At 47.2% G+C, this 11,937-nt stretch carries 11 protein-coding genes; 10 read left to right on the top strand and 1 reads right to left on the bottom strand.

All coding sequences use genetic code 11. The features are described from left to right. The first annotated feature begins 173 nt into the window (after positions 1-173). The 7 genes from KD147_RS05130 (at position 174) to KD147_RS05155 (ending at position 6,106) form a co-directional block, all read left to right on the top strand. A complete protein-coding gene (locus tag KD147_RS05130) occupies positions 174-1,478 on the top strand; it encodes a GntP family permease (protein WP_105215045.1) in 1,305 nt (434 codons plus the stop codon). 12 nt (positions 1,479-1,490) lie between these two features. Beyond that, a complete protein-coding gene (locus tag KD147_RS05135; RefSeq protein WP_212547133.1) occupies positions 1,491-2,669 on the top strand; it encodes an E22 family MetX-like putative esterase in 1,179 nt (392 codons plus the stop codon). A 2-nt stretch (positions 2,670-2,671) separates the two neighbouring features. Next, positions 2,672-3,430, top strand: coding sequence for a 3-hydroxybutyrate dehydrogenase (locus KD147_RS05140; protein ID WP_212547134.1), 759 nt, complete (start codon positions 2,672-2,674; stop codon positions 3,428-3,430). 8 nt (positions 3,431-3,438) lie between these two features. Continuing rightward, positions 3,439-4,140, top strand: coding sequence for a CoA transferase subunit A (locus KD147_RS05145; protein ID WP_105215030.1), 702 nt, complete (start codon positions 3,439-3,441; stop codon positions 4,138-4,140). 2 nt (positions 4,141-4,142) lie between these two features. After that, positions 4,143-4,799 carry a CoA transferase subunit B gene (locus KD147_RS05150; RefSeq protein ID WP_105215028.1) on the top strand — a complete coding sequence of 219 codons (657 nt, stop codon included), beginning with the start codon at positions 4,143-4,145 and terminating at the stop codon, positions 4,797-4,799. Between the two features lie 165 nt (positions 4,800-4,964). Then, entirely contained in the window at positions 4,965-5,177 is a 213-nt protein-coding gene (locus tag KD147_RS16810; protein ID WP_249318970.1) for a GDCCVxC domain-containing (seleno)protein, read from the top strand. A gap of 140 nt (positions 5,178-5,317) precedes the next feature. Continuing rightward, entirely contained in the window at positions 5,318-6,106 is a 789-nt protein-coding gene (locus KD147_RS05155) for a TIGR00266 family protein (protein WP_105215026.1), read from the top strand. A 16-nt stretch (positions 6,107-6,122) separates the two neighbouring features. Here the strand turns inward: KD147_RS05155 and KD147_RS05160 are convergent, their stop codons facing one another. Beyond that, positions 6,123-6,584, bottom strand: coding sequence for an EVE domain-containing protein (locus tag KD147_RS05160; protein ID WP_105215024.1), 462 nt, complete (start codon positions 6,582-6,584; stop codon positions 6,123-6,125). Positions 6,585-6,668: 84 nt separating this feature from the next. On the opposite strand from KD147_RS05160, the gene tesB reads away from it, so the two are divergent. The 3 genes from tesB to KD147_RS05175 all read left to right on the top strand — a co-directional run bounded on the left by tesB (position 6,669) and on the right by KD147_RS05175 (position 11,642). Then, positions 6,669-7,526, top strand: a complete 858-nt coding sequence (gene tesB / locus KD147_RS05165; protein ID WP_105215022.1) for an acyl-CoA thioesterase II — start codon at positions 6,669-6,671, stop codon at positions 7,524-7,526. A gap of 495 nt (positions 7,527-8,021) precedes the next feature. Further along, complete coding sequence (locus KD147_RS05170) at positions 8,022-9,335, top strand: putative phage abortive infection protein (protein WP_212547135.1); 1,314 nt, start codon at positions 8,022-8,024, stop codon at positions 9,333-9,335. Positions 9,336-9,347: 12 nt separating this feature from the next. Continuing rightward, positions 9,348-11,642 (top strand): DUF262 domain-containing protein, encoded by a 2,295-nt coding sequence (locus tag KD147_RS05175; protein ID WP_212547136.1) that lies wholly within the window; start codon positions 9,348-9,350, stop codon positions 11,640-11,642. The last annotated feature ends 295 nt before the right edge of the window (positions 11,643-11,937 follow it).

The following is an 11,937-nucleotide window of genomic DNA, read 5'->3' on the forward strand; positions in this document are numbered from 1 at the left end:
TAGTACTATCGCCGCTACAGCCCTTTATTTACGGGGTGTGGCGCAATTCTATAACCTTAGTACTATGTATTTTAACGGTTTGTGGGGCCACACTGATTGCCAGTGTTGTTAACAGAAACAGCTGCTATGCTAGCTCTGATAACTAAAACAATAATAATTCGAGGAGCACTTCTATGCTCAGTATGATTGGCCTTATCGGCGGTCTGGTACTACTTATCATTCTTACCCTGCGCGGCGTAAACCTGTTTATTGCCGCGCCCTTATGTGCCCTGTTGGTGGCGCTGAGCGGCAATATGGCGCTCTTTCCCGGCGAGAATGTGTCTTTAGACTTTGTCAGCACCTATATGAACGGCTTTGCCGGTTTCCTCAGTGCTTGGTTCTTTATGTTCTTGCTCGGCTCCTTGTTCGGCAAGTTTATGGAAGACAGCGGCGCCGCGGACAGCGTTGCCCGTGCCATAGTCAACAAGCTGGGTATGAAACACGCGGTATTGGCCGTGGTGATCGCCTGTGCGGTACTGACCTATGGTGGTGTCAGCGTCTTTATCGTCGCCTTTTCCGTATATCCCATGGCTCTGAGCCTGTTTAAAGACGCCAACCTGCCGCGGCGCTTTATTCCCGCGACTTTGGCCTTTGGCTCGGTGACCTTTACCATGACCTCGGCGGGCTCGCCGGAGATTCAAAACTGGATCCCAATCAAGTATTTGGGCACTTCGCCCTATGCGGCCTGGGAAGTGAGCCTGGTGGTGGCTGTGTTTATGGCCATTGCCGGTTACTGGTGGCTGAAGAAGATGATCACCAAGGCGGTGGCCAATGGTGAGCGCTTCGAGGCCCGCGACGACGACCCGGAAATTCCCGAGCGCGACTATCCCCATCCGATCACCGGGGTGATCCCGCTGCTGGTGGTGTTACTGCTGTCCTTTACCCTGCACGATGTATTGCACCAAAGCGCGCTGATTGTCGCCTTGCTCGGCGGTGTGTTGGCGATTTTGGTCATTAACTTCAAGCATTTCCACAACCTCAGCGGTGCCATTAACCTGGGTACCACGGGGGCGCTGGTGGCCATAGGTAACACCAGTGCGGTCGTTGGTTTTGGCGCGGTGGCTAAAAACACCGAGGCCTTTCAGGTGGCGGTGGAAGTCATGACTAATATGCCGGGCAACGAATTGCTCGGTGCGGCGGTGGCCGTCAGTGTGATTGCCGGTTTGACCGGCTCGGCATCAGGCGGACAGGCCATAGCCCTGCCGTTAGTGGCGCCTCATTACCTGGATGCAGGTGTTAATCCGGAGCAATTGCACCGGGTGGTGGCAATCAGTTCCGGGGCGTTGGATACCTTGCCGCATAACGGTTATGTGGTGACCACCATCCGTGCCATCTGTAAAGAGACGCACCAGCGCGCCTACTGGTCTATGGCGGCATTAACGGCCGTGGTGCCACTGATTGGCGTGGCCCTGGCGCTCGCCCTATTTATCTTATTCTAAGGAGTGAACAACATGAGCATGCTGCGAATAATAGGCCTTGTTTTAATCTGTGTAAGCCAGTGGGCCTGGGCTCAGGGCGAGCCCCTGCTGGTGGAAAAACAGCGTTTCGCCTTTGCCAACTACACCACGGAGTCGGGTGTGACCTTGCCCGAGGTGCAGGTGGGGTGGGAGAGCTACGGCACCCTTAATGACGCCAAGGACAATGTGATTTTGATCACCCATTTTTTCTCCGGCACCTCCCATGCGGCGGGTAAATACAGCCCGGATGATGCCCTGCCGGGTTACTGGGATGCCATTATTGGTCCGGGGAAGGCCATAGACACCAACAAGTTTTTCGTGATCAGCTCGGACACCCTGGTTAACGCCAACTGGCACGATAAAAACGTGATCACCACGGGCCCGGCCTCCATTAATCCGAAAACCGGCAAGCCCTATGGCCTGGACTTCCCCGTGGTCACCATAGGTGATTTTGTCGAAGTGCAAAAGCGTTTGCTCGATAGCCTGGGGGTTGAAAAACTCCACGCCGTCATTGGCGCGTCCATGGGCTCATTCCAGGCGCTGGAATGGTCGGTGCGTTACCCAGACAAGGTTGAACGTTTAGTGCATGTGATCGGTGCGGCGAAAATGGACGCCTGGACCGTGCCAGCCCTGGAAAAATGGGCCTTGCCTATTCGCCTGGACGCAAACTGGAATAATGGCAATTACTATGAGGGTGAGCGCCCGCTGGCCGGTGTGACCGCCACCATGCTTAACATCACTCAGGACGCCATGCACCCGGAAAGTTATAAGGCCAGCTTCCCGAACTTCAAGGTGCAGGACGAGGGTGCAAAGAAAGACATACGCACCCTGCCGGCCATTAACCAGACCTTGCATGAGCGCGCCCTGGTTCGAGCGCAAACTCAGGATGCCAACCATATTCTCTATTTAGTGCGCGCCTCGCAACTGTACAGCGCCGGCATGCAGGAAGACCTAAGCGCGGCGGCAAAAAAGATTCAGGCCAAGGTGCTGCTTATGCCCGCCAGTAACGACCTCTTGTTACGCCCAGGCCCGGTGCGCGCGTTTGCCAAGCTGCTTAAAGAGCAAGAGAAAGATGTAAAAATCGAGGAAATTGAGGGTATATGGGGTCATCTTGACGGTATTTTCTCCATTCAAACCAAGGGCCAGGTGATCGGCGAATTCTTAGCGGAGTAATTATGAGCAAACGAATTTTAATTACCGGTGCCGCCAGTGGCATTGGCCGCTATGTGGCGGAGCATTTGGGCAAACAAGGGCACGAGATCTTACTGACCGATCTGGATGGTGAGCGAGCCAAGGCCGAGGCCGAACAGCTTCAACAGCAGGGCATTCGTGCCCAGGGCCTGGCGCTGAATGTGGCAGAACTGGCCTCCCTCGGGGATTTTATTGCCAGGCAGCCGACCATAGACGTGCTGATCAATAACGCCGGTGTTCAATACGTAGAGCGTCTAGACGAGTACCCCTTGGATAAATGGCAGCTGCTGCAGGATGTGCTGCTCAATGGCCCGGCCATGCTCACCAAGGCGGTGCTCCCGGCGATGCGAGAGCAAAACTTTGGCCGTATTATCAATATCGGCTCTATTCATGCCCAGGTGGCCTCCAAGTATAAGTCGGCCTATGTGTCGGCCAAGCATGGCCTTATTGGTTTGGGCAAGGTGCTGGCGCTGGAGACCGGGGATGTGGATATCACGGTCAATACCATTTGCCCGGCCTATGTAAAAACACCCTTGGTCGAGGCGCAAATAGCCAGCCAGGCCAAACAGCATGGCATCACGGAGCAAGAGGTGATCGACACCATAATGCTGGCCCCCATGCCCAAAAAGGCCTTTATCGGCCTGGATGAAATCGCCCACACCGTTGACTTTTTAATGGCGGATGCGGCGCGCAATATTACTGCCCAAGCCATCGCCCTTGATGGCGGCTGGACGGCGCAATAGGAGAGACGATGGCAGGTTTTAATAAGGTAGTGAACAGCTACGGTGAAGCTATGGCGGGCCTCGAAGACAATATGACGGTGATCGCCGGCGGTTTTGGCCTATGCGGTATTCCCGAGGGCTTGATTAAAGAAATCAAAAACAAGGGCACCACCGGCCTAACAGTGGTTTCCAATAACTGCGGCGTCGATGGCTTTGGTTTAGGCATCCTGCTTGAAGATAAGCAGATCCACAAAATGGTCGCCTCTTATGTGGGTGAAAACGCCTTGTTCGAGCAGCAATTGCTGAGCGGTGAGCTGGAGGTGGAGTTAACCCCTCAGGGCACCCTGGCGGAGAAAATGCGTGCCGGTGGCGCCGGCATCCCTGCGTTTTACACCGCAACCGGGGTCGGCACAGTGGTGGCCGAAGGCAAGGACATCAAGCAGTTTGCTGGCCGCGACTATGTGCTTGAGCCAAGCATTGTCGGCGACTTTGCCATAGTGAAGGCGTGGAAGGCGGATCGCTACGGCAACTGCATCTATCGTCATACGGCGATGAATTTTAACCCCATGGCCGCCACCGCTGGCAAGATCACCGTGGTTGAGGCGGAAGAAATTGTCGAGCCCGGGGAGCTGGAGCCCAGTCAAATTCACACCCCGGGTATTTATGTACAACGCGTGATTCAAGGTCAGTTTGAAAAGCGCATCGAAAAACGTACGGTGCGAGGAGCATAACCATGGCACTGACACGAGAGCAAATGGCGCAGCGCGTCGCCCAGGAATTACGCGACGGTTATTATGTGAATCTGGGCATAGGCATTCCCACCCTGGTTGCCAACTATGTGCCCAAAGGCATAGATGTGATGCTGCAATCGGAAAACGGCTTGCTGGGCATGGGCGAATATCCGCTTGAGGCACAAGTGGATGCGGACATGATCAACGCCGGTAAGGAAACCGTGACCGCCCGCACCGGCGCCGCGATTTTTAACTCAGCCGAAAGCTTTGCCATGATCCGCGGTGGTCATGTGGACTTAACCGTGTTGGGCGCTTTCGAAGTGGATCAAAACGGCAACATCGCCAGTTGGATGATCCCCGGCAAGTTGGTCAAAGGCATGGGCGGGGCCATGGACTTGGTGGCGGGCGCCAAAAATATTATCTGTACCATGACTCATGCCAGCAAGCATGGCGACTCAAAACTGCTGACCCAGTGTTCACTGCCGCTGACGGGCGTCGGCTGTATCAATAAGGTGATCACCGACCTGGCGCTGCTGGAAATCAAGGATGGTGCGTTTCACCTGCTTGAGCGCGCTCCCGGCGTAAGCGTGGAAGAGATTAAAGCAAAAACCCAGGGCAAGCTCATCTGCCCGGATCAGGTTCCTGAGATGCAGTTTTAGGGTTGTCCCGACTCTAAACTGCGCCAGCCAACACCCAGCTAGCCTGCTATGCTGGGTGTTTTTTATGTGTTCATCACAACCCAACCCAAACGCAGGCGTAGGGTGCCCTAAGTAGGAGCTGTGCTAAGGTTTAAGGGCTATTAACCAGAGGCGACAGAGGTCTAAATGGATAAGGTCATTCTTGAGTCTGTTATCACCTGCCCAGCGTGCGGCGCAAAGAAGCGAGAAACCATGCCAACCGATGCGTGCCAATATTACTATGAGTGCTCATCTTGCCACACCCTGTTAAAGCCTTTACCCGGTGACTGCTGCGTGTATTGCTCATTTGGCACGGTTAAATGCCCACCGATACAAAAAGGCGGGGTGTGCTGCGGTTAATAACACTGAAAACGGATCGGGCAGCGATTGCCACGGCTACAGCCTAGATTCCCCCTTGTAAAAGCTGCTTACATTTTATTCGATGCACTGAATGTGCATTTAGGTCATGCTAGGTCCATCAAGAAAAAGGAGAAAGCACAATGCGATGTCATGAAGTTGACTATGAAATTATCGGCCATTCAATGCAAATGGTGGAAGTGGAACTCGACCCGAATGAAACTGTGATTGCCGAAGCGGGGGCGATGAACTACCTCGATGACGGCATTCAATTTGAAGCGAAAATGGGTGACGGCTCACAGGTCAATCAAGGGTTTATGAGCAAGCTGTTTAGTGCAGGTAAGCGCATGATCAGCGGCGAGTCCCTGTTTATGACCCACTTTACCAATCAGGGTATGGGTAAAAAACGCGTTGCCTTTGCCGCGCCTTTTCCCGGCACCATCATCCCCTTGAACATGGCGCAGCTGGGTGAGCAGGTGTTCTTACAAAAAGACTCCTTCCTGTGCGCGGCAATGGGCACCGAGGTCAACATCGCCTTTCAGCGTAAATTAGGCGCCGGTTTCTTTGGCGGCGAAGGCTTTATTTTGCAGCGCTTAGAAGGCGATGGCATGGCTTTCGCCCATGCCGGTGGCACGGTCGTTGAGAAACAGCTCAATGGTGAAACACTGCGTTTAGACACTGGCTGTGTGGTTGGCTTTACCGGCGGCATCGAGTTCGATATCGAGCGGGTGAAGGGCCTGCGTTCCATGTTCTTTGGCGGTGAAGGCCTGTTTCTGACCACGCTGCGCGGCCACGGCACCGTGTGGATCCAAAGCTTGCCATTCTCACGCTTGGCCGATCGCGTGCTTGAGCACGCGCCTAGAGCCGGGGGTGCACGCCAAGGCGAGGGCTCGGTCCTTGGCGGCATCGGCGATATGATAGGCGGCGATTAATTCACGCCGCCTCGCCTTACTTACTGGCAATGCCGCACAGGTATTGCCATTCTTCCTCGGTGACCGGCATCACGGACAAGCGCCCGGATTTTTTCAGCGCCAGCTCTTCGATGGCCGGGTCGGCCTTGATCGCCTGCAGGGTCACCGGCTTGTTAAACGTTTCCCTGTACTGCACATCGACACTAAACCAGCGTGGTGCCTCGGCCGTGGCTTTAGGGTCATAGTAATCGCCACTGGCATCGTATTGTGATGGATCCGCATAGGGGCCGTTCACTATCTCGGCCACGCCGACTATGGCCGGTACCTTGCAGCTTGAATGATAGATAAACACCTTGTCGCCCACCTTCATGCCATCGCGAATAAAATTACGGGCCTGATAATTACGTACGCCATCCCACACCGTGGTGCCGTTCGGCGCCGCTTTTAGGTCTGCTAATGAAAATGCATCGGGCTCTGTTTTGAGTAGCCAATAAGCCATGTTGGGTCCTGTGCTGAGCTAGGTAATCGGGTTCATTGTATAGTATTATCATTGTATTAGCTGCAATGTGGAAATGAGGACACAATGAGCCAAGCATTAGATAATTTATTGTCGCTGTTAAAACTGGAAGAAATCGAGTTGGGCCTGTATCGCGGTGCCAGCCAGGACCTGGGTTTTAAGGCCGTTTTTGGCGGTCAGGTTATGGGTCAGGCACTCTCGGCGGCGAAGGAAACCCTGCCCGAAGGGCGCGTGGTGCATTCCCTGCATTCCTATTTTTTACGCCCCGGCGATGCCTCGCGTCCCATTGTGTATGATGTGGAAAACATCCGCGACGGTAAGAGCCTGAGCACCCGCCGTGTCAGTGCCATTCAGTACGGCAAGCCGATTTTCTATATGACCGCCTCTTTCTCCGGCGACGCCCAGGGCCTGGAACACCAAACACCTATGCCGGATGTGCCGGCACCGGAAGGTTTGCGTTCGGCTTTAGAATTTTACCAAGAGCATGCGCACCAAATTCCAGAGCCTATTCGCAACAAGTTTATCAGCGAAAAGCCCATCGACATGCGCCCGGTGAATTTCCAAAACCCCTTTAAGCCGCAGGTGGCCGAGCCAATTAAGCATATCTGGTTTAAGACCAATGGCGAGATGCCGGACGACCAGCGTATTCACAACTATTTATTGGCCTATGCGTCGGACTTCGAGTTTTTGCCTACCGCCTTGCAGCCCCATGGCAAGTCCTTTATGCATCCGAACATGCAGGTAGCCACCATCGATCACTCCATGTGGTTCCACCGTCCATTCCGTATGGACGAATGGATGCTCTACAGCGTGGATAGCCCCAGCGCCAGCTGTGGCCGCGGTTTGGTGCGCGGCCAGTTCTTTGACCGCAAGGGCAATCTGGTTGCTTCGACCATTCAAGAAGGTGTCATGCGCGAGCGTTAGGGGTTTAAAACTGCTGCGCTCAACATGACGGCGTTAAAATTAAGTTTTTGTCGCATTGGCGACTTCAAGTCAGAGGAAATGCGCGCCCATTTCCTCTAACAACTCCTAGGGCGCCCGTGATTCGCAATTGCTTCCGAACTCAGGTTTTTGTTAAACGTTCCGTTTAGTCGTTGATGCGATTTAACAGCACATCCCTGCACTGGTAAATCTAGCTCGGCGTCCTGCCTCGCTATCAACAACACACTCCACAACAAAATCTGACTTCTTCAGCGCGAATCAAAACGGGAAGGGCAATACCTGTTAATTTGGCGTAACTTCCCATGCAAAGCACAGCTGTAATTGCTTGTAATCAAAACCACTGGTAACTTATTGTTGTTATTAGTTTTAGCTTGGCTAGGTGGGTTGTTCTAAAATATGACAAAGGAGTTAGCTAGGCCTGACTCTTGTATTGTCTTTGCCCCCTATACATTCTTCCAGAAAAAATGAATTTAAAACATGTCCCAAAATAGATCAGCAGAAAGAATATATAAGCTTGCTCTGTGGCTTTTAGTAATACTAATCCCTTTAATTGTATTTTTTCTTTGGAAAAACAATTACTCTATTTCAGCGCCAATTGATGATGGAAAATTTGGTACTTTTGGAGATTTTGTCGGCGGAGTTTTGGGATCAGTTTGGTCTCTTTGTGGGGTGTTACTTTTTTACAATGCTCTGAAAGAGCAGCGAGCTGACTTCCAAACGAATAGAACCGCACTGGACAAACAAGTAGATGCATTAAAAACACAATCAGAAGAGTTCAAGTTGCAAAGGCAAGAGTTTTCGCTGCAACGAGAAGAATTAAAGCAATCAAGAAACGTTTTTAAAGAGCAATCTAAGACCCTCATGCAACAAAGGCTCGATTCTATTTATTTTTCATTGCTTGATTTGTACAACACCGTGGTTAGTGAGCTTAATAATAACTGTCCAAGCGGCAACTACTTTAAAGAGCTTAGAACCGAACTTTACGCTCAAACACTTGGAAACGCCCACCTAATTAATGACTACAAAACTTCAAATGACATATACCTAGGAGTTTTCTATTCAAAAAAAGAAGAGCTAACTCATTACTTCCGGCTTGTTTATAGGATCATAAAAACTATTGACGACTCTGAAATTGACGATGAGGAAAAGTTCATTTATATCAAAATTCTACGATCTCAGCTAAGTGAAAATGAGTTACTTGCTTTATACTACAACTCTCACTCTTATTACGGTGAAAATTCGTACAAGCTAATTCTAAAGTACAACCTATTAAAACATCTACCTTCAATTTCAAAACTAGAAGTTTATAAATTTTTAGTTCCTAAAAATATTGATGGAAAGCCGATAATATTAGATGGTGCAAACAAAAAAGATTTTGATGCTAAAAATGCATTTCGATTGCGATTTAATAATGAAATTTTTACTTTAATTCAGAGTTTTATTGATCGACTGGAAAGGGAATATTATGCTGATGACTTTGACAAATCTCGGATTTCCGTTCCTCTCCCCCTCCATGAAGATATTTTGATATCAATTGAATCGTCTGACTTGAATGAAATGAAAATTGAAATTTCTTCTTCTCGTGATTTAGAAAACATCGCCCTCGCAAAGTTTGATCTAGGGCGTTTTCAGAAGTATCTAGAGTTGATTTTTTTTGATAGGTTTATATGTGCCATGTATGTACCTAAAGAGCAAACATCAGGTTTCATAGATGTCAGAAAAACGAGTAAGTCAGTAGTATTTGAATTACGTTCCCCGAAAAAATTACAGCTAAATAAAGACATGATTTAGAGAGAGCCAATAATGAGTTTATATTTAAATCAAGAAGATTTTGAAAACATTTTCAAAAACCATATAACAACAAAAGTTTATTCACTTTCTCTAAAAACCCTTTTTAGCAAAAGAAGAGTCGAAAAGATAAAATATGATCCCTACTATCAACGGAACTATGTATGGGACAACAGTAAAGCAACTTTTTTCATTGAAAGTATTCTGTTGGGAACCGATGTTCCTCCATTAATTTTCTTCAATACAGGCTCTACAATTGAGGTAATTGATGGTAGGCAACGTTATGAAACCATCAAGAAGTTTCGTAACGGTGAACTTAAATTAAGTATTAAAGGACTCACAAAGCTCACTCAGCTACAGAACAGACAATTTAGTACTCTAGATCCTGAAATTCAGGGGCTACTCGATGACGCAAAAATTCGTATTTTTGAATTTGAAATATTTAATGAACCAAGACTAGATGCAACCCTAGAAGACAAAATAAAGAAAGAAATTTTCAGAAGATATAACTCCGGTATTACCCCACTAAACAGCGCAGAAATTGACAATGCAACTTATGATGATGACTCTATAACAAACGAATTAAAAGCACGTATTGTTAATAATCCAGAATTTATTTCATTGGTTGAAAAGCACTTTCTTGGTAAAGTCTTTAAGAATGATGATACGTCAAAAGTGCTCCAGTTTATGAGGAGATATTTAGTTCTATCATCTTTCCCTATAAGCACATACGCTAGCGGTAGTAATAGAACTGAGATAATGGATCTTCTCTACGGTGTTAAGTCACAGAACACAGAAAACCCTGACGAAATATGTGAAAGCTTATTTTATAACCTGAACAAAACAATAGAGCTTATACAACATTTAACTGTTTCTCCTAACAAACTGATAAATGAAGCTCTGCTTTGGGCAATATTCATACTTCTTGAAGAGGAAGTGGATATTTCCCCCCTATACACTTCTACAGGTATTAGCCAAATAAATGACTATTTGACAAATCACCAAGATGACTTCCTCTCAGAAAATAGTCACCACTATAAATCAATTATTAGGAGGCATAAGTCAATCAGTAAAATGATTTCGACATTGTTGCCTTTTGACTTTTCTATATTCATTAAGAATGATGATTTCAAAAACTCTGTCAAAGAAATGAGGCAGAGTGAAAAGGAAGCCAAACTAAAATTAGATGAGTTAGCGTCATTACGAGTGCAAAAACCAGAACCTTCCTTAATTCCAATAGAAGAAATTGTAGAGGAACTAAATGGAAACAAATACTTAATTAGACCTAGCTATCAAAGACTTGAAAAGATTAATGTATTTAAAGCTTCAGCAATCATTGAAAGTATTCTTCTTGGGATTAACCTACCTCCTTTATTCATCTATAAAAACCGAAATGGGGTTAAAGAGGTCATAGATGGCCAACAACGATTACTTTCAGTTTTGGGTTTTTTAGGAAAAAGTTATCAGGACGAAAATGGAACTACAACATATCCTAAGTGCTGCAACTTTAAATTATCAAGGCTTAAAATACTGCATGAGCTAAATGGTTCTAGGTTTGAAGATCTTGACTTTAACCTTCAAGATAAAATTTATGACTTCATGCTTAGTGTTATTGAGATCGACTCATATTTAAATAACAATTTTGATCCTGTTGACCTCTTTATTAGGCTTAATAATAAGCCTTATCCTATAAAAGAAAATTCCTTCGAAATGTGGAACTCATTCATGGATAGGGATGTTATTAGGTATATAAGAGAAATAACCGATAACAATATTGATTGGTTTTATATAAAGCAAAGAAATGGGAATAATTCTTCTGACAGAATGTTGAATGAGGAGCTCATAACTCTACTAGCCTATAACTTGTACAACTCAAAGTATAGACCTGAATATACTAGTTTAGGTTTTTACTTAAGGGACAGTAAAATTAATTGCAGAATAACTGAAAAGAAAGATGTCTCAGCCCTTCTAGAGAAAATATTAACTGATATGGAACTTAAAAATCAATTTCTAGAATCAATCGAAAATATTGAAAAAATAATTTCTATTCTGAAGTCTAAATTATCACCTAGCAATCTTAAAAACTCGCTAAATGAAGTGTTCTATAAAGAAGGTGGAAAGCGGTATTTAGTCGATTTTTATCTTTTATTTCAGATAATGCAAAGGCTTGATAACAACCGGAAAGAGTCCATAACTTTTAATGAGTTACAAGATAAGATGGCGTTAGTTAAAAATAAGCTTAAAAACCCTGAGCAAGGTGTTCATCAGCAAGAGTATTTCGAAGATCTTCTTGATGACATAAGCGTATAACAACCATTTAATGAAGGGGTAAGAGTTCAGGCTTTACTTGCTCTCACAACAATCCCAAACAAGCAGTCGTGCAAAACACTATAAGTGTGAGCATTCCCCGCTATGATTCGCGCTGTAGAAATCGTCTTTTGTTGTGGAGCGAGATTGAAACATCGAGTTAGGTTTACCGAGTCAGGACGACTCGTCAAACCGTGTTGAAAGCTTAGCGGAACGTTTTACAAAAACCTGAGTTCGGAAGCATAAGCGAATCACGGGTTCGCGGAGTTTCCAAAGAGGGAGTCGAATCATCCCCTCT

This window comes from Pseudoalteromonas sp. BDTF-M6 (assembly GCF_018334135.1).
Classification (GTDB): Bacteria; Pseudomonadota; Gammaproteobacteria; order Enterobacterales; family Alteromonadaceae; genus Pseudoalteromonas.